Source organism: Vibrio sp. ABG19, from assembly GCF_029962385.1.
Lineage (GTDB): Bacteria > Pseudomonadota > Gammaproteobacteria > Enterobacterales > Vibrionaceae > Vibrio > Vibrio ostreae.
Window position 1 is genome coordinate 392,881 of the sequence record NZ_CP071708.1, and the last position, 18,351, is coordinate 411,231.

Genomic DNA, 18,351 nt, shown 5'->3' on the forward strand with positions numbered 1-18,351 from the left:
ACTTACTCTATGTCGTTATTTTGTATTTAGTTTAAGCGTAATAACTGATTCCATCACGCTTTGCAGCCACATTCAAATCAAGTTTGACGTCTGTATCAAGATTTTCTTCACCAGCAAAACGCTCGCTGCCTGAGGAATGACCGGATTGACCGCCCCCCCCTGCCGCATAACGCTGTTGCTGGCCTGAATTCTGTTGTTGTACCGAAGTATCTCCAAGCTGAACGCCTTGTTGAGACAACATTTCTCTCAGGCGGGGCATAGAGTGTTCCAGCGCATCACGCGCCTGGTTGTTGGCCACGGTGAACTGTACGCTGGCTCCGTCGCCATGCATGTTCATGCGGATATGGAGACGGCCCAGCTCAGGCGGGTCGAGACGAATATCAATCTGCTTGAGGTTTTTAGACATCATCATCTGGACCCGTTGTGCCATATCATCCACATCCATTTCCTTACTCAGATGCAGCGGCATCTGCGGCTGAGCCTGGGTTGGTTCTGCACGCAGGTTGGACGACGTGGCATTCATACCCTGCTGACCAGCAGCCGTTGCCACCTGGCTAGCAAAAGCCGGGTCCTGACCAGGCTGGCCTGTTTTACTGTTGGTCAGCTTACCTATCCCGCTACCTGCGAGTGCAGCTTTTAATGCTGCCGGGCTGAGACTTTCAGTATGGGCCAGCATTGCAGGATTAAGCGCCGGATTAACGCCAGCCGGATTGGCGGCGTTGGTGGTGACAGTCGCGCTATTAGTGGCATCCTGGACCGGTACGTTATGGGTTGACGCGCCGGCTTGCTGAGTAGATTGTTGCTGAGCAGTTTGCCACTGGTTGATAAGCTGCTGCGCTGCACCAGCCGGATTATGGTGTACTCCCGACTTAATTTTGTCTGCTTGCTCAGAAAAGCCCAACGTCGTCTGAGCGCTGGCGAGCTCCGAACCTGCTGCGGCTGCAACACCTTGTGCCACAGCGGTTAAGTGCGGCGCATTGTCTGCAGAAACCTGACTCTCTGCCCGCGAGTTCGCGAGTCGTGCTGAATCCGCCGTCACTGCGACAACGCCAGGTGTAGCGTCACCTTTATCATGCATAACTCCTTGCGCAAGCTGCGCTAAGCTCTGGCTATCGGCAGCAGCAGATTGAATCTTAACTTCTCCCGACTTGTTGGCAGAGCTGAGTTCAGGATCCGCAGACGCAGGCTGAGCCGACTCGGCCTTCAAAGCAGCAAGGATAGCCGCTGCCTGCTGCGGTGTCAGCTCTTGCAGTTCTTCGGTGCTCATCTGATCATCCAATCCTAACCTGGTTAACTGCTCGGCCAGCAACTGGGTGATCTCTGCCCCCTGTGCAGCACTGAGCGGAGTACCGGGTGCGGTTAGCTGAGCGTTGTCGGTTATAGCACTGCTAAGCCCCCCCTTTGCACTCATCGGACGAACGACCTGAACGGATTCCGACGCGGCGCGCAATGACAGATCATCTGCACTCTGACCTCGGCTTGCAGGCTGAGCAGGGAGCGGAGGCAAAATGTTGCCGTTACTGGCAGCCAGTGCCTGATTGGCGTCTTTTAAGCGGCCTATCAGCGCATCGCCGTCACTCATGACTTGCTGGGTTGTGGCATTCACGCCTTGCTTGCTGTCACTTTCGTCAGCAATAAAGCGTTGTAAATTCTTAGGGATATCAGGCTGCGTCTCCGCTGGCTGCCCTTTGGCTGACGGAGTCTGCTCATCACCGTCACCTTGTTCGAGCAGTCCCTCAGCCGCATCTTGTCCGCTATCAACACTAATAAGCTTGCCATCCGCTGCAGACTGCTGGTCTTGCGCAGACAGCTTATCTTGCGTAGAAAGCTTATCTTGCGCAGAAACTAATGCAGCTTGTGACTGCCCGGCCGCTTTTTTGACATCACTGGATTCGCTCTGTTCAGAGGCGCCAAACAGCAGAGCCGATAATTTGCTCAAAAAGCCGGAATTTTCCCCGCTTTCATCCTGCTGGACCTGTTGTCCTGCAGACTTAGCCACATTGGTGGCTTTGCTATTATCAACAGCAGATGAGGTTGAGTTGACGTTCATAATTACTTAGCTCGTATTTCAGGCTGCACACCTAAACGGCAGCGAATCCACTGTCACGTGCACAACTGCGTCGGACAGCACTTTGTACTTAATCTGCAGAGATGAGACTCACGGATATCTGTTACTACTCTGCACATTACTACTCTACAAAATCTGCTGCAAAATCTACGCCAAGCACGTCAATGGCCCAATAAACTCAGCTCAAACTGGAACCGGAACGACGTCGGTTAAAGCTGAGGGTCGAAAACTCATCCATCAGCTTCTGCTCACGCTTATTTTCTGCGCGCTGTTTTTCGGTCTGCTTCTTATCGATCAGCCATTGGTAAGATCGGCGCTGTTTATGTACCGCCATCCAATGCTGCTCACAATTGACGACCTGATTTTTAAAGTGGTGTTCTGCATCGCGCTGCTTGGCCAGAGTTTCATCCAACTGAGTAAGAAAGCGGTTGAGGTGACCATATTGACTGGCCGTCAGCCCGGACTGACCACGCTCAACCAGTTGCTGGCAGTATTCCAGACGATACTGCTCAATCTGACGGATTTGCTGATAATAACCTTCCAGCTCAGTGCGCGCCTTGTTGAGCGCCAGGACAGCTTTATCTTCGTTATCTTTGGCCTGCTCCAGCAAAAACTGTAATGCGTTATCCATGATGTTACTCCATGCTCAGCACATTTTTCAGCATGCTGACACACATCTCGTAAGGGACGGATTCTTTCATCGCTTGCTGCAGATAGAGATCCAGGCGCGGCTTGAGAGTAAAGGCACTGTCGATCGCTTTGTCAGTGCCCGGCTTATAGGCACCAATCGACACCAGATCCTGATTTTTACGGCAAATAGACAATACCTGACGTACCGCCTTGGACATCAGCACGTGCTCATCTGTCGTAATTTGTGGCATGACCCGGCTGACGGATTTCTCAACGTCGATCGCCGGATAATGGCCGGCATCGGCCATTTCCCGTGACAGCACGATATGGCCATCCAGAATTGCCCGGGACGCATCGGCGATCGGGTCCTGCAAATCATCGCCTTCGGTCAGCACAGTAAAGAATGCGGTAATCGAGCCTTGCTGCGGACCGCCGTTACCGGCCCGTTCCACCAGCGCGGGCAGCTTGGCAAACACCGATGGCGGGTAACCCTTGGTCGCTGGCGGTTCACCAACCGAGAGCGCGATTTCCCGCTGCGCCTGAGCAAAACGGGTCAGTGAGTCCATCAGCAGCAGGACATCCAGACCCTGATCACGAAAGTATTCAGCAATCGTGAGCGCCGTCTGACATCCCTTGAGCCGCATCAGTGGAGAGGAGTCCGCTGGCGCGGCGACTACCACAGAACGCTGGCGTCCGTCCACCCCGAGGATCTCTTCAATAAATTCTTTAACCTCGCGGCCCCGTTCACCAATCAGACCGACCACGACCACCTGCGCTGTCGTGCCCCGGGTCATCATGCCCAGCGTGACCGATTTACCGACACCTGAACCGGCAAACAGACCGATACGCTGTCCTTTACCGACCGTGAGCAGGCCATTGATGGCCTTGATGCCCACATCAAGCGGCTCACTGATCGGTTTGCGTGCCAGCGGGTTAATCGGCTGAGCGTTGAAAGAGGCGCGTTGGTCGGTATAAATCGGGCCAAGTCCGTCGAGCGGATTGCCCACACCATCAATCACCCGGCCAAGCAGTTCCATGCCGACCGCCAGTCCGGTCTCTTCCGTCAGTGGGGTCACTTTTGCCCCGGGCAGAACCCCGGTTATTTGTTCACTTGGCATCAAAAACAAACTGTCGCCGGAAAAACCAACCACTTCGGCTTCCATCTCGCCGGACATGGTCTCGACCCGGCACAAGCTGCCAATTGGCGCGCGGCAGCCGGTCGCTTCGAGGGTGAGTCCGACCACACGTACCAGTTTGCCAGAGGCAATCGGACGACTAGTCAACCCCTGGGTTTTATACTGTGCAAGACGTTCTGCCAACGCTAACATTATTCATTACCTTGCTGATGACGGTTGGTACCACAAAAACTCTGCAATACAGATCGGATGCGCTCTTCCATCCGATAGTTGACGCTCGATTCGCCGGCTTCAATCTGCACATCGCCGCGATTGAGAGCCGGTTCACTCACCAGCGTCCAGTTACGTAATTGCAACTGTTGTTCACCATAAGCCTGTTCGATAATCTCGCAGTCTTGCGGGTTGAGTTTTAACGTAATGGCGTGGCCGGAAACCGGCAGCGCCTCCACCGAACCTTTGACTGTATCCAGTATCACTTGCGGGTTGGTCTGCGCTTCTACGTGCACCACCTCTTTGACCAAAGTGAGCACCATATCCACCAGCTGCTTTTCAACCTGGGCGTTCATCAACTCCAGCGGCTGGGCAAACTGATTGGCAAGACCAATAAAGGTATTCACGTGTTCTTCTATCACCGCCTGCCCGGCTTCTATGCCTTCGGCCTGCCCCGCAACTAAGCCTTCTTCATGGCCGGCGTTATAGCCCGCTTCTTTGCTCTGCTCGAAACCTTGCTGATAGCCTTCCGCTTTACCCTGTTCCAGACCTTCCTGGTAAGCGGCCTGCTTAATCAGCTCGATATCCTGCTCGGTCAGTTGCACCGGTTCTTCTTCTTCCGGCTCATCAAAATTCGGCATCCAGCTCGGGTCGTAGTTCATCGCCGTTTCCCGAGCCGTTTTATGCTGTTCAGCACTGTAATCAGGCAGACCCCATTTTTTTGGCGGTTCGGCGGCCACTTCTGATTCTGAGCCTAAACGAATAAAACCGCGTTTTCTTTCTCCAGACATACCATCCCTACCCAAGATAAAAAAGGGCCCGCTGAATCAGCCGGCCCGGGTCTGCTGCTGTCATCAGGTCAACAGCCCCTGACAAAATAGATTGTGTTACAGGAACTCGTCGGCGCCGCCGGACAACATCAGTTCACCGTTATCCGCCATACGACGAGCGATGGCCAGAATCTCTTTCTGGGCCGCTTCGACATCCGACACTTTAATCGGCGGCATCGCTTCCAGGTCATCGCGCATCAGTTCAGCAGCACGCTTGGACATGTTCTTGAAGATCTTGTCACGTAGCGCGTCATCGGCACCTTTAAGCGCACGTTGCAGCACATCCTGCGGAACATCGCGCAGTAGTTTCTGAATCCCCTGATCGTCGACTTCGACCAGATTCTCGAACACAAACATCAGATCCTGGATCTGAGTAGCCAGATCTTCGTCCTGGTCGCGCATCTGATCCATCAGAGCTCCCTCGATGTTATTGTCGAGGTAGTTCATGATATCGGCCGCTGCTTTCAGGCCGCCAATCTTAGCCGCTTGCGCACCAGCCTGACCAGCAAACTGTTTCTCCATGATCTCGTTCAGCTCCGCCAGTGCGGATGGCTGAACTTCTTCCAGGTTGGCAATTCGCATCATCAAATCGAGACGGTCACGTTCGGAGAACTGGGCCAGTATCTCCGCCGACTGATCCGGCTCAAGGTAAGACAAGACAATGGTCTGGATCTGCGGGTGCTCGTTAACAATAATGCTGGCAACCTGACGCGGATCCATCCATTTGAGTGAATCGAGACCTTTCGAACCAGTACCGAGCAGAATCTGGTCAACCAGATTGTTGGCCTTGTCCGCTCCCAGTGCTGCCACCAGAGCATTACGCATAAAGTCTTCGCTACCCATACCGATATTGGTGTATTTCTGGATGTCTTCCAGAAATGCACGGTGCACCGCACTGACTTTATCCTGGCTCAGATCTTTAGCCCGCGCCATCGCACTACCGACCCGCTGAACTTGCTTGGGTTCCAGATGGCGGATAATCCCGGCCGCATCTTCTTCATTCAGGCTCAGCAACAGGATTGCTGCACGTTCATCACCCGGTATTGAGGCAATATCAATTTTGGTTTCAGCCACTTCACCGCCGGCATTACGTGGTACGATTTCGTCAGGCATTTTGCATCCAGTTCTTCACTACTTGAGCCGCCAGTTCCGGCTCGTTGGCCACCAGAGCACGTACGGCTTTCAGCACGTCCTCATCCTTATGCAGATTCGGCAAGTCAATCCCCGAACCAAACTCAAACAGTTCTCCGCCTTCAATGTCGCTGCCAATCAGGCTGGTTTCACCATCCGCTCCGATAGGCAGGCCATCCGGGCCATACAGTTGTTCGTCGTCTTCTGCTACAGGGTTGAGCAGTTTTTTCATCGCCGGGCGAACCAGCACCAGCACCACAACGATGATAACCAGTGCACTCGCCAGCCAGCGAATCCAGTCACTGAAATTCGGGTTTTCCCAAATTGGCACATCGGCCAGCGGCTCTATTTCAGGCTCGGCAAACTGCATACTCAATACATTGAGCAGGTCACCGCGATTTTCACTGAAGCCCACCGCACCAATCAGAATCTGTCGGATAGAGTTTAGCTCACTTTCACTCAGCGGAGTGTAGGTCACTTCGCCGGTCTCCGGATTAACACTGGCACGGTTTTTCACCGCAACGGCCACGGTTTGGCGGTTAATTACGCCCGTCTGCTTACGCTCATGGCTGATGGTCGTATCGAGCTCAAAGTTGCGGGTGGCTTCTTTATGCACCGAACCCTGTCCCATCAGCGAGCCGTCTTTCATTTGCGCGACATCCTGCGGAATCGAGGCATCCGCCGGCGGCTGGTTACTTAGAGCGCCGGGAACCCCCGCGACCGTATTACTGTTGTTGTAATCTTCCAGTGTATATTCACTGCGGGTCGATGGCGTGTTCGGGTCAAAGCTTTTGCGCGTTTGTTCAATCGCGCTGAAATCCAGTTCCACATCCACCTGAGCGGTGTAGTTACCCAGGCCAAGGATCGGGATCAGCACCGAGTCAATTTTCTCACGCAGGTTGTCTTCCTGCTTGCGCTCCTGCTCCTGCTCTTTGCGGCGTGCCGCAGAGACCGGATCCTGTGAACCGGAGCTGAGCAGACGACCGTGTTGATCCGTGACCGTGACCCGGGTCGGTTTCATCCCCGGTACCGCACTGGCGACCATATCGACAATCGAATCCACTTCTTCTTGTTTCAGGTCGGAGCCGGTACGCAGGGTCAAAAATACTGAGGCGGACGCTTCCTGGTTATGACGCACGAATACGCTTTGTTTCGGCAGTGCCAGCAGAACACGCGCTTTATTCACCTGACGCATCTCTTCGATCGCTTTGGCCAGCTGGCGTTCCCGGCTCAGTTTTAAACGTTCCTGCTCGAGACGCTGGGAAACCCCAAACCCCATATCCTGCAACAGGATATCATCACCGGCTTCCCGGGATTGATTCAGGCCGGCGCGCACCATGTTCAGTTTGAGGCTGTTGTAGTCACTGTTCGGCACCAAAATGGTGTTGCCATCCAGTTTGTAATCTTGTTTTTGCTGATCCAGGTAATCCAGCACCGGAATCAACTCTTCCGTTTCATAGGCGCCAAGCGGCCGCATTTCCGGCTCTTTGACCCAGAAAAACAGCATCACGATCAAAGCAACACAAATCGAAATGGACAGAACCAGCACGATCTGACGCAGCAGATCCAGATCACCCATAGCAAAATCCATCTTGGATGAGCTTTTCTCATCCAGATCGGGATTCTGCGCCACGCCGTCAAGATCCGCGCCGGCAAGCAGGGCCTGATCTCCGCCAGAGCCGGACAGTGCCAAATCAGTTGTTTGCTTATCTTCAGCCACAGTTCAAATCCTACAATTACACTGGCATGTTCATCAGTTCTTTGTACGCTTCAACCAACTTATTGCGTACCTGGATCGTGGCATCAAAAGCCACACTCGATTTGTTGCGGGCGATCATCACATCCGACAGAGAAACCCCCTCGTCACCACGGTCAAAACGGGTTTGTAAATTACCGGATGATTTTTGCAGAGCGTTCACATTATTGATGGCCTGAGCGAGCATATCGCCAAAATCAGCGCCAACTTTTTGTCCTGTTGCTGCAGGGCGGCTGTTACCCGCTTCGATCATCATCGCCTGCATTTCGCTTTGTAAGCCGTCTAATCTCATTATTACCTCAGATGCCAATTGTTTGACTCATGCCCGTTGTGAATCACCTTTTAGTCAGATCCAGCAAGTTATGTGCCATGCACCGCAACGCTCACTCAGCCCGGAATATCGATTCCGGCATCACGCATTTTGGCCAGTTTGTAGCGCAAAGTGCGCGGGCTGATACCAAGCTTCTCGGCCATCTCTTTACGTCGTCCTTCACATTCCACCAGGGTATCCATGATGATGGCGTACTCCTGATCGCGTAGTTCGCCGCCTAAACCGCTGCTCGCGCTGATTGATTTGGCAAAGTCGGCCTCGGCAACCGGCTTAATCTCTACCGCGGCCACGTCTCCGCTTTCCACCGCACTCTGCAAGCTGCTTGCATCCTGCCAGTCGAGGCCTTCCAGCAAAATATGCTGCTGATCAATGCTGTCCTGGTCACTCAGAATCAGAGCGCGCTGAATCACGTTATCCAGCTCGCGCACGTTACCCGGCCAGTTATAGCTCAGCAACTTATTGATTGCACTTTCAGAAACTGCCGGAACCGCCAGACCAAGCTTTTTACAGTGACGCTCAACCAGATGGCTGGCCAGTGGTTCAATATCCCCTTTCCGCTCACACAGCGCCGGCCAGGCGATTGGGAAAACATTGAGACGATAATAAAGGTCTTCGCGGAATTTTTTCTCTTGCACGTAAGCTTTAAGATCACGGTTACTGGTTGCCAGTACACGCACATCCAGTTTAATGCTCTTGCGGCTGCCCAGCCGTTCCACTTCACGCTCCTGCAGCACACGCAGTAGTTTGGCCTGCAGGTTAAGATCCATTTCGCTGATCTCATCGAGCAAAATAGTACCGCCCTGAGCCTGCTCAAATTTGCCCGGACAAGCCTGAACCGCACCGGTAAATGCCCCTTTCTCGTAACCAAACAGGGTTGCTTCCAGCATGTTATCCGGAATCGCAGCACAGTTGATGGCAACAAACGGGCCGGCTTTACGCGGTGACGCATTATGGATATAACGGGACATCACTTCTTTACCGGAACCACTTGGCCCCAGAACCATGACATTCGCGTCGGTTTTCGCGACTTTTTCTGCCAGGCTCAGCAACTTAAGGCTTTTTTCGTCCGCGACCACAGCATCACCGTTGTCATCCGATTTCACCGGAGCGTAACGGCTGACCATGTTAAGCAACACCTCAGGTGCGAAAGGTTTGGCCATATAATCAATCGCCCCTTCCTTCATCGCCGACACTGCATCTTCAATATTGGCATACGCGGTCATCAGCAGCACCGGAAGATTCGGCCAATGCTGTTTGATGTTACGCAGCAGGGCCAGGCCGCCCATTCCGGCCATTTGCACGTCAGAGACCACAATATCAACCGGATAGGTTTTCAGTTTCAACAACGCATCCTCGGCACAATCGGCTTCAAGCCATTCGTAGCCCGCTAATGCCAGAGTGTCTACCAGTGCTTCGCGTAGACCTTCATCATCTTCAACGATTAAGACTTTACTTTGAGCCATCATCATTCTCCCGAGTCTGAGTGAGACGTGTGTGGTTGACGCTCCAGAGGCAAACACATGGTAAAACAGGCACCATCCCCCGGTTCAGAAATCAACTCAAGTTGGCCGTCGTGTGCACGACACACCATTTGTACAACCGCAAGACCAAGGCCGGTGCCTTGTGAACGGGTGGTAAAGAAAGGCTCCATAATTTTTTGTTGTAGCTCTTTCGCCACACCTGGCCCATTGTCCTGCACAGAAATTTTTAATACCCCATTCACCGGTCGGAAAAAGACATCGATTTGAGCACCTTTACCGACGATTTGAATCGCATTCATCACCAGATTACTTAACGCAGAAGCGATCGCATTAACGTTACCCATCAGTTGGGTCTCTTGCTGCTCCACTTCCTGGCCGTAATCAATCTGATTATTTTTTACTGCGGTTTCGATCATCGGCAAAAATTCATTCACCAGATCGGCCACCGTAAAAGGCTGAATCACTTTGTTATCACCACCTTTGGCGAACAGCAGCATGTCGTTAACTTGTTTTTCCAGGTCATGCAAGCGATCCATCAGTTTGCTTTGGAAACGTTCGCGAGTGGGCTGAGGCAGATTAGGCGCTGACAGGTTGGAGGCATACAGCATTGCGCTCGACAACGGTGTTCTGACCTGATGCGCCAATGACGCCACCATGCGGCCCAGCGATGACAAACGTTGCAGATCGCTGACCCGCGACTGTAACAGCCGGGTTTCCGTCAGATCCGTGATAAGAATCAGTTGTCCGGTCGCCGATGCCGAGATAGCCAAACGAACCTTACGTCCGTTACGCAGCGAGATCTCGTGGCCGTCATCTTCGCGCGGTGCAAAAGCGGCCTGAATAATGGTATACCAGCGCTCACCCAGCAGCGGCACGTCAAGCAGACGCTGAGCTTCAGGGTTGGCTTCACGCACTATGCCCTGGGTATCGAGCAAAATCACTCCAGCTGGCATAACATCCAGTACTTGTTTGTAGCGCTCCACCTGATGCTCAAGGGAGTCTAAATGAGAATGCTGTTCTTGCGCTGCGTGGTCCATCGTCGGAAATCTGCCTCTAAATACAACAATAGCCTGTAACGCAAGATGCGTGCCAGGCTATTTACATTACTTTTCAGCAGGTTAATGCTATGACAATAAATTGACTCAGCGAAAATCAGCGCTGCATGTTGTATTTGCGCATTTTCTCAACCAAAGTCGTGCGGCGCATACCCAGCATATCAGCGGCACGAGCCACAACGCCACCCTGAGCGTCCAGAGCCTGGTTAATCAGGTTCACTTCCAAATCGGCCAGCAACTCTTTCAGGTTCACGCCTTCCGGAGGCAGTGATTGTGGGGCATCGAGCTGCTCACTAAAGTCTTCATCCTGACCAAAACTGAAGTCTTCCGAGAAAATATCCGCCAGCACATCGCGCTCCTGCTCTTCAACCGAACTGAAACGACTTGGCTCAGGCTGGAATTCAGGAATATCACTGTAACGGTATTTGGTCGGCAGATGGTTAACATCCACCAGGCTGTTCGGATACAGGATAACCATGCGCTCGACCAGGTTGGCCAACTCGCGCACATTCCCCGGCCAGTCGTGCTCCATCAGAGAATTGATCGCGCGTGGTGTGAAACAGATAGGCAGGCTGCCTTCCGCTTCCAGACGGGTCATCAGCTCCTGCAGCAGGAGCGGAATATCTTCTTTGCGCTCTTTCAGCGCCGGCATTTCAATCGGGAACACATTGAGACGATAGTAAAGATCTTCACGGAAACGCTGATCATCTATCATAGTTTCCAGGTTGCGGTGCGTCGCCGCAATCACGCGGACATTGGCTTTAATCGTACTGTTACCGCCGACACGCTCAAAACAGCGCTCTTGCAGCACTCGCAGCAACTTCACCTGCATACTCATCGGCATATCACCGATTTCATCCAGGAACAGTGTACCGCCGTCAGCCAGTTCAAAACGTCCTTTCCGCGCGGTAATTGCCCCGGTGAAGGCGCCTTTTTCATGACCAAACAGTTCGCTTTCTAACAGATCGGCCGGAATAGCGCCGCAGTTAATCGGCACGAACGGGCCGCCGCGACGTGACGAATGGTAATGGATGTTACGTGCCACCACTTCTTTGCCTGTCCCGGATTCCCCCAGGATAAGCACATTGGCTTCGGTGCCCGCAACTTGTTCAATCAGGTGACGAACTTCCTGGATACCATGACTTTGCCCAACCAGGCTGCGAAACAGCGTGTTTTTACGCGCACTCGCCATGACCTGAATGCCTTTACGCCCCAGGAACTCTTTGCAGTGTCTCAGTGCTTCACTGAGCTGCGGATAATTGAGAGGGAAATCCAGCTCACCAACAAAATGGGGAAACTCTTCCAGCGAGTACGGCTGCTTATTCGCGACCAATAGCGGGATGTGGTTAGCTTTTGCAAGAGAATTCGACAGCAACTCAGGTAAGCACTGCGTTCCGAGGGAGCCCAGGATGCATCCAGCCCAAACAGCCGACCAGTCAATCTGATCCAACTGAGAAGACTCAATCACCTCACATTGCTCTCCAACAAATTCTAATATGGTACTGAGACTCAGACGAATCGAGGGATCGTCTTCAATCACAAGTAGTTTTGCTAAACCTTGCATAGGTGAGATTATTTGCCTTAATTCTGGAATGTTGTTGTCGCACTGCTGACTGTCATCATCAGACCCGACAATTTATAATATCTATCTGTCTAAACGACAGACAATTTGTGGAATTCAGCAACAAAAAAGCCACTGGCTAGTTAGTGGCTTCTATTCTATTTAATTATAAAAATAAGGCAACCTGGCAATTAACCGATGTGATATCAGTTAAAAGTTTCAAAAATTCCTTAGATTCCCACTTCTGAGGCAGTCAGATTGTGGTATTCAGCCGGAATTTGATCCCAGGCGGACTTGATTTCACGCAAAATATCAATAACGTCGTCAATAGGCTGAGGGTCATTCTCATAGTTTGCCGTCGTGATCTGAGTGATCATAAATTCATACAACTGATCGAGATTCTCGGCGATTTCGCCACCATCATTCATCGACAGACAGCTGCGCAGGCTGATGACAATTTCTAACGCCTTACCAAGACGTTCACCTTTAACCGGGATATGACCCTGCAACATCGCCGCCTTACCTTGAATAAGACGTTCAATTGCACCGCCCATCAGCATCTGAACGATTTTATGCGGTGAGGCCGCACTTAGCTGGCTATCCACTGATACTTTTTTGTACGCCTGTAAAGAACCACGCATAGTCTTCCTCTTTATAAAAACTTTTTGTATTGCTGAACTGATTTGTTGCCGTAGCGATATTTATGCAACAATCGACCTATTGCAGTCGTTTGTGACTGCATCTGTTCAACAAGCTGTTGTGTTTGCAAAATTGCCTTGCGCCAAACCTCAGAATGGGCAAATTCCGGATTGTCAGCTGCGTAGAGTAACAATCCTTGCAATAACCGTTCTCTCTTATCGACCAAGTCTACAATTTCTTCAGTGTTAATGTCTTGCACTGAAAGACTCTGCTTTAATTGGTGATCCAGATCACGTAAAACTTGCAGCTCATCATCCATGTTACTGACCTAACATACTCATCATGCTCGACAGCTGGGACTGCATGTTGCTGGTTGCATCCTGCATGGCAGAGAAGCGCGCATGGGTGCGCTGCTGTAAATTATCCATGCGGCGATCTAATGCCGCCTGGTCATCCGTCAGGCGTCTGTCCTGCTCACCAAGGCTACGCTCACGAGTGCGAATCGAACCGGTCACCCCGGTCATACTCTGAATCGCATCTTCTACTTTGCGTGCGAATCCCTGGTTGCCGCCAAAAAACTCGCCCAGACGAGTGAAGTTATTGTTCAGCTGGCGATCGAGCATGTCATGATTGATCTCCAGTGTTCCCTGACGGGTCGTCGTAATACCAAACTCAGTCAGGCTACGAATATCTTGCGGAGCACCTTCTACCGGCGATGAAAACACCGAGCGTAAACGTGAATGCGCGCTGCGCACCACACTGTCACCGGCCAAAGGCCCCGCCTTCCCGGTCGTGGGATCAACACTGCTCAGATCCTGGCTGACCGCAAAAAACTGGTTATACGCTGCGACAAATTGTTCGATATCCTGACGCACACTGTCACGGTCATATTCAATATCGATTTCAGCCGGTCGATCACCCGGATTGGTTTTACCACTCAGGGTTAAATCAACCCCGTCAATGGCATTTTCAATCACGTTGTTTTCACTCGACAACTTAGCGACACCGTCCAGCATCACCATGGAGTCCTGCCCGGCCTGAACCTGAATCATTCCTGAATAACCATCGAATGAATCTTGCGCCGCTTTCAGTTCCTGCTGCGCCTGTTCGAGTTGCTCGAGACGTTCGCGCTCTGCTTCCGGCAGTTTCGCGCGAGCAGCTTGCTTAGCTTCTTGTGGCGTCATATTGCCGCTTTGCACGGCTGCGTCAATGGCAGCCTTTTCACGGGCTAGTTGGGCATCGAGACGAGCCTGAGCCTCTTGCGGCGTAACATAAGAATCCGTGAGCGTACCGGAGGCAGTGTTGCTCCAGCCCGGCACTTGCGATGATTTTTCCTGCGCCGTACTGTCTAACTCAGCTTCCGGCTCTGAATAGGAATCGAGTAAAGTCCCCGAAGCCGTTTCAGTCCAGCCCGGAATTCTGTCTTGTGGTCTCAGATAACGGTTGGCATCCGTGCCGGCTTGTGCCGCTGCACGGACTGCGTCTTCGGACAGCTCATCTGAATCAGAACTTTGATCTGTGCTTTGTGCAGCAGAATTGACGTGTTCTGACATGGCCTGATCGACATTTCGTGCCGCCTCGCCAATCCGGTCGGCAACTTGAGCGGCAACTTTTTGCTGCTCGGGTGTCAGAGGGGCAATCAGCTGCTGTGCTTTGGCGCGTGCTGATTCCAGATCTTTGACCCGATCTTCTAACGTTTTGTATTCCAGGCGATGCAACACATCCCCGGATGGGGCATCGGCGCGAATACTAATGCGGTGATTCGCACCGGATAAATTTGAAGCGACAATCAAACGCGGCCCGTCAACGTCATTGATGACCGAAGCACGAACTCCTGGGTTACGGTCCTCGTCGTTAATGCCACGTACGACATCAATCAATCGGGATCGACCACGTACATCGACACTAAATGATTGATCACCAAGAGAAATCTGCAGCTTACCCGGACCAAATCTGGCATCTTCCGGTAATACCGCTGATGCCAGTTTATGACTTTGGGCAAGCTGCAGCACATCGACTGCGTATCTGCCTGCGATTGCGTCTGTGGATGCGGTCGCAGTTACCACCTTGTCGTCGCTTGTATCGACTTTGCGCACGGCAAAAGCCTCCTGCTGACGAAAATTCGTCATCAGGTTACGCATGGTATCCAGCGACTCTCTGAGTCTGCCATAGGCACTGATACTGGTATCAATTTCAGTACGCTTGTTGTCAATGCTTTGCTGCTTGGGAGCACGCTCTGCATTAACAATTCCGCTGACCACTGAATTAATATCAAAACCAGTGTTCATTCCCATTGGGCCTAAACTCATTATTTCACCTCAAAAAAACGATTACACCTTGGTCAGTAACAGGCCCGATGTCGGGCTCTGTCCCTGCGACAGGCGTCGTAAAACCTCAAGCATTTCTTCATCTGGAATCTGACGTATTATGTCGCCGGTTGAGGCCTCATAAATCGTCACAACATCCCGCCCTGATTCTTCATCCACCCTGAATGCCAGCCCCTTGTTGAACGAATCAACAAATTCATTCATCTGTTCAACAATCTTAGCACGTTGCTCCTCGCTGACCCGCTGTTGTTCACGGGATTGCTCAACGGCGCTTGCCAATGCCTGGTCCTGACCTCGTTGTGTCTGCTGTGCCAAACGTGCAGTATTATCGCCACGCTGAACCATGCGGTAGTCATCTTTCGAATCAGAAGCGCCTTTCACGCTATCGTTTTCTGAAGCAAATTTAATGCCACTCTGCGAGCCGTAAGGCTGGACGTTCGATGTATAGGATGGTCCGTCCATAACAATCTCCCTCCACCTTATCAGCCGTCGTTAAGAGAACGACGACCTAAAGCTCCCAGCTGCCAGGATTAACCCAGCAGGCTAAGAGCTGCAGATGGTGCCTGTCTCGCCTGCGCCAGTACCGACGTACTCGCTTGTTGCAGGATCTGTGACTTGGTCATCGCCGTCGTTTCACGTGCATAGTCAGTATCTTTGATACGGCTACGAGACGCGTTCACGTTCTCATTGATGTTATCAAGGTTACTGATTGCATGGTTAAAACGGTTTTGGAATGCACCCAGAGAAGCACGCTGACTGTCAACCGATTTCAATGCGCCATCCAGCAACGCGACCGCTTCTTGCGAGCCGGCCACACTGGTCACATCGATATCTTTCACTGTCACATCCTGACCAGCCGCAAAGCCAATCTCAGAGCCAAGATCACCGCCGATAGTGACCTCACCGTTTACCTTCTGAGTAGCAGCAAACAGTTGCAGTTTACCATCTTCGCCGACAGACGCTTTTACATCATCATTCTGACCGTTAATGTAAGTCGCTACTTCTTCTAAATCATCACCCTGTTTAGCATTGATGGTCACATTGCGCGCCTCACCCTGACGATCGGTATAGCTCAGAGTCAGCTCAGTGGCATCACCCACTGTCCAGTCCGCGGCTTTCCCTTCTGCTGCACGGTAAGATTTACCGCCCATTGCCATGGTATCAGAACGCAAGTTGCCCATGCTCAGATTTACCGCTTCACCGGAATCTGCGCCAATCTGGAATGATTTATTACCAAAAGTACCGTTTAGTAGTTTGTTACCACCAAATGAAGTGGTTTCCGCAATACGGTTCAGCTCATCATTCAGCGCCGACACTTCTTCTTGAATTGCCTGACGCTCAGAACCTGAGTTAGAGCCGTTTGAGGATTGCAATGCCAGGTCACGCATACGTTGCAGAATGTTGGTGCTCTCGGTCATCGCACCTTCAGCGGTTTGCGCGATTGAGATACCATCATTTGCGTTACGTACAGCCATATCCAAACCACGACTTTGTGAACTCAGTCGGTTTGAGATCTGCAGCCCCGCCGCGTCGTCTTTAGCGCTGTTGATACGGTAACCGGAAGACAGACGTTCCATCGACTTCTGGGCACCGTCAGCTGCACCGTTCAGATAACGCTGGGCGGTCATCGCCGAGACGTTGGTACTTACATTAATTGCCATATTGTGATCTCCTAAGGCGGAATAGTTGGCGCGTTTTCGAGTCTCTCACCTCTCGTCCACGCACCTCATTTCTCTCGTATCCTTTAACGGCGACCACTCAACATCCTTTAGGCCGAACTGCGACCTTTTTTCCAACAATTGTCCATTTATGAATAAAACGTGACCAAGAACACAAAAATCAGGCATAAAAAAATCCAGCCGAAGCTGGACTTTTTTGTTCTTGGAGGCGATTAGCCCAGCAGACTTAGTGCCGCTTGCGGAGTCTGTTTGGCTTGAGCCAGGATTGAGCTTGAAGCCTGAGACAGAATCTGTGCCTTCGTCATTGCCGTCGATTCTTTCGCGAAATCGGTGTCTTTGATACGGCTCTTAGACGCATTCACGTTTTCGTTAATGTTGTCCAGGTTATTGATAGCGTGACCGAAGCGGTTCTGGAATGCACCCAGCTCTGCGCGGTGGCTATCAACATATTTCAGGGCAGCATCAACGATAGCAACCGATTCCTGAGCACCACCTACGCTGGTTACGTCGATGTTGTCGACTGTCACTTGCTGACCGTCACCCATACCCAGTTCACCAGCCAGACCGCCGCTGAAGGAAACAGGGCCAGACACTTTGTTGTTGTCCGTGAACACTTGCAGCTGACCATCTTCGTTTACCGACGCTTTGACCATGTCAGTCTGACCGTTGATGTAAGTCGCCAGCTCTTCGATATCATCACCCGCTTTCGCGCTGATGTTGATGGTCTGCTCTGTACCTTGCGCATCGTTCAGCGTGATGCTCAGGTCATTTGAACCATCAGCGACTGTCCAGTCCTGGTCTTTAGCATTGGCTGCCTGGTAGCTGGTACCACCCATCATACGGTTATCACTGCGCATATCTTTCAGGGTCAGCATCACCGCTTCACCGTTATCCGCACCAATCTGGAATGCTTTGGTTTCGAAGGTGCCGTTCAGCAGTTTGTTACCACCAAAAGACGTGGTTTCTGCGATACGGTTCAGCTCATCATTCAGTGCTGTAACTTCTTCCTGAATCGCGACACGGTCTGATTTAGAGTTCGAACCGTTAGCAGATTGCAGAGACAGGTCACGCATACGTTGCAGGATATTGGTGGTTTCGTTCATCGCACCTTCTGCTGTCTGCGCCATCGAAATACCATCGTTGGCGTTACGTACCGCGACATCCAGACCGCGGCTTTGTACATTCAGACGGTTTGAAATTTGCAGACCAGCCGCATCATCTTTTGCGCTGTTGATGCGTGAACCAGAAGACAGACGCTCCATTGAGGTTTGCTGAGCACTGGTTGCACTGTTCAGGTAACGTTGCGCGGTCATCGCTGATACGTTGGTATTTACATTTACTGCCATAGTGGTATCTCCAATTGATTTTCCGATATTTCCGGTTTCCGACGTCTCGGAAAACCAAGTAGTTCTCTCAAAGTTACTTTCTTTAACGGCGTGGGTTTGAAAAGCTTTAGGTCGATTTTAAGATTTTTTTGAAAAAAGCTGCTTTAGCGGATTAAAAGTGACGAAACGACA

At 51.8% G+C, this 18,351-nt stretch carries 16 protein-coding genes; all 16 read right to left on the minus strand.

The features are described 5' to 3' along the window. Nucleotides 1-31: 31 nt before the first annotated feature. The gene (locus J0X00_RS07895) at nt 32-2,050 is read right to left on the minus strand and encodes a flagellar hook-length control protein FliK (RefSeq protein ID WP_282477865.1); all 2,019 of its coding nucleotides are present in this window, start codon (nt 2,048-2,050) and stop codon (nt 32-34) included. A 196-nt stretch (nt 2,051-2,246) separates the two neighbouring features. After that, nucleotides 2,247-2,699: a flagellar export protein FliJ gene (fliJ, locus tag J0X00_RS07900; protein WP_136482482.1), complete on the minus strand. Its 453-nt coding sequence runs from the start codon at nt 2,697-2,699 to the stop codon at nt 2,247-2,249. 4 nt (nt 2,700-2,703) lie between these two features. Beyond that, a complete protein-coding gene (gene fliI / locus J0X00_RS07905; RefSeq protein ID WP_218562819.1) occupies nt 2,704-4,026 on the minus strand; it encodes a flagellar protein export ATPase FliI in 1,323 nt (440 codons plus the stop codon). Next, nucleotides 4,026-4,835: a flagellar assembly protein FliH gene (gene fliH, locus J0X00_RS07910; protein WP_282477866.1), complete on the minus strand. Its 810-nt coding sequence runs from the start codon at nt 4,833-4,835 to the stop codon at nt 4,026-4,028. Before fliH ends, fliI begins: the two co-directional genes overlap by 1 nt. 96 nt (nt 4,836-4,931) lie before the next feature. Continuing rightward, nucleotides 4,932-5,987, minus strand: coding sequence for a flagellar motor switch protein FliG (fliG, locus tag J0X00_RS07915; protein ID WP_136482476.1), 1,056 nt, complete (start codon nt 5,985-5,987; stop codon nt 4,932-4,934). Beyond that, entirely contained in the window at nt 5,980-7,725 is a 1,746-nt protein-coding gene (gene fliF, locus J0X00_RS07920; RefSeq protein WP_136482474.1) for a flagellar basal-body MS-ring/collar protein FliF, read from the minus strand. Before fliF ends, fliG begins: the two co-directional genes overlap by 8 nt. Nucleotides 7,726-7,741: 16 nt before the next feature. Next, on the minus strand, nt 7,742-8,053 hold the full coding sequence (gene fliE / locus J0X00_RS07925) for a flagellar hook-basal body complex protein FliE (protein WP_136482472.1): 312 nt from the start codon (nt 8,051-8,053) through the stop codon (nt 7,742-7,744). Nucleotides 8,054-8,148: 95 nt separating this feature from the next. Continuing rightward, on the minus strand, nt 8,149-9,555 hold the full coding sequence (locus tag J0X00_RS07930; RefSeq protein WP_282477867.1) for a sigma-54 dependent transcriptional regulator: 1,407 nt from the start codon (nt 9,553-9,555) through the stop codon (nt 8,149-8,151). 2 nt (nt 9,556-9,557) lie between these two features. Continuing rightward, entirely contained in the window at nt 9,558-10,610 is a 1,053-nt protein-coding gene (locus J0X00_RS07935; RefSeq protein WP_282477868.1) for an ATP-binding protein, read from the minus strand. Between the two features lie 115 nt (nt 10,611-10,725). Beyond that, on the minus strand, nt 10,726-12,192 hold the full coding sequence (locus tag J0X00_RS07940) for a sigma-54 dependent transcriptional regulator (RefSeq protein ID WP_282477869.1): 1,467 nt from the start codon (nt 12,190-12,192) through the stop codon (nt 10,726-10,728). A gap of 227 nt (nt 12,193-12,419) precedes the next feature. Further along, nucleotides 12,420-12,830, minus strand: a complete 411-nt coding sequence (gene fliS, locus J0X00_RS07945; protein ID WP_136482464.1) for a flagellar export chaperone FliS — start codon at nt 12,828-12,830, stop codon at nt 12,420-12,422. Nucleotides 12,831-12,841: 11 nt separating this feature from the next. Beyond that, nucleotides 12,842-13,147 (minus strand): flagellar protein FliT, encoded by a 306-nt coding sequence (locus tag J0X00_RS07950; protein ID WP_218562814.1) that lies wholly within the window; start codon nt 13,145-13,147, stop codon nt 12,842-12,844. A 1-nt stretch (nt 13,148) separates the two neighbouring features. Then, complete coding sequence (gene fliD / locus J0X00_RS07955; protein ID WP_282477870.1) at nt 13,149-15,137, minus strand: flagellar filament capping protein FliD; 1,989 nt, start codon at nt 15,135-15,137, stop codon at nt 13,149-13,151. A 21-nt stretch (nt 15,138-15,158) separates the two neighbouring features. After that, entirely contained in the window at nt 15,159-15,617 is a 459-nt protein-coding gene (flaG, locus tag J0X00_RS07960) for a flagellar protein FlaG (RefSeq protein ID WP_136482458.1), read from the minus strand. Nucleotides 15,618-15,685: 68 nt separating this feature from the next. Continuing rightward, on the minus strand, nt 15,686-16,816 hold the full coding sequence (locus J0X00_RS07965) for a flagellin (RefSeq protein ID WP_282477871.1): 1,131 nt from the start codon (nt 16,814-16,816) through the stop codon (nt 15,686-15,688). A 230-nt stretch (nt 16,817-17,046) separates the two neighbouring features. After that, complete coding sequence (locus J0X00_RS07970; RefSeq protein WP_136482454.1) at nt 17,047-18,180, minus strand: flagellin; 1,134 nt, start codon at nt 18,178-18,180, stop codon at nt 17,047-17,049. Nucleotides 18,181-18,351 lie beyond the last annotated feature (171 nt).

Bases quoted from the DNA above. Each gene is read 5' to 3' on its own strand.
- J0X00_RS07895 (WP_282477865.1), bottom strand. From the start codon at position 2,050: ATGAACGTCAACTCAACCTCATCTGCTGTTGATAATAGCAAAGCCACC.
- fliJ (WP_136482482.1), bottom strand. From the start codon at position 2,699: ATGGATAACGCATTACAGTTTTTGCTGGAGCAGGCCAAAGATAACGAA.
- fliI (WP_218562819.1), bottom strand. From the start codon at position 4,026: ATGTTAGCGTTGGCAGAACGTCTTGCACAGTATAAAACCCAGGGGTTG.
- fliH (WP_282477866.1), bottom strand. From the start codon at position 4,835: ATGTCTGGAGAAAGAAAACGCGGTTTTATTCGTTTAGGCTCAGAATCA.
- fliG (WP_136482476.1), bottom strand. From the start codon at position 5,987: ATGCCTGACGAAATCGTACCACGTAATGCCGGCGGTGAAGTGGCTGAA.
- fliE (WP_136482472.1), bottom strand. From the start codon at position 8,053: ATGAGATTAGACGGCTTACAAAGCGAAATGCAGGCGATGATGATCGAA.
- J0X00_RS07930 (WP_282477867.1), bottom strand. From the start codon at position 9,555: ATGGCTCAAAGTAAAGTCTTAATCGTTGAAGATGATGAAGGTCTACGC.
- J0X00_RS07935 (WP_282477868.1), bottom strand. From the start codon at position 10,610: ATGGACCACGCAGCGCAAGAACAGCATTCTCATTTAGACTCCCTTGAG.
- J0X00_RS07940 (WP_282477869.1), bottom strand. From the start codon at position 12,192: ATGCAAGGTTTAGCAAAACTACTTGTGATTGAAGACGATCCCTCGATT.
- fliS (WP_136482464.1), bottom strand. From the start codon at position 12,830: ATGCGTGGTTCTTTACAGGCGTACAAAAAAGTATCAGTGGATAGCCAG.
- J0X00_RS07950 (WP_218562814.1), bottom strand. From the start codon at position 13,147: ATGGATGATGAGCTGCAAGTTTTACGTGATCTGGATCACCAATTAAAG.
- fliD (WP_282477870.1), bottom strand. From the start codon at position 15,137: ATGAGTTTAGGCCCAATGGGAATGAACACTGGTTTTGATATTAATTCA.
- flaG (WP_136482458.1), bottom strand. From the start codon at position 15,617: ATGGACGGACCATCCTATACATCGAACGTCCAGCCTTACGGCTCGCAG.
- J0X00_RS07965 (WP_282477871.1), bottom strand. From the start codon at position 16,816: ATGGCAATTAATGTAAGTACCAACGTCTCGGCGATGACCGCCCAGCGT.
- J0X00_RS07970 (WP_136482454.1), bottom strand. From the start codon at position 18,180: ATGGCAGTAAATGTAAATACCAACGTATCAGCGATGACCGCGCAACGT.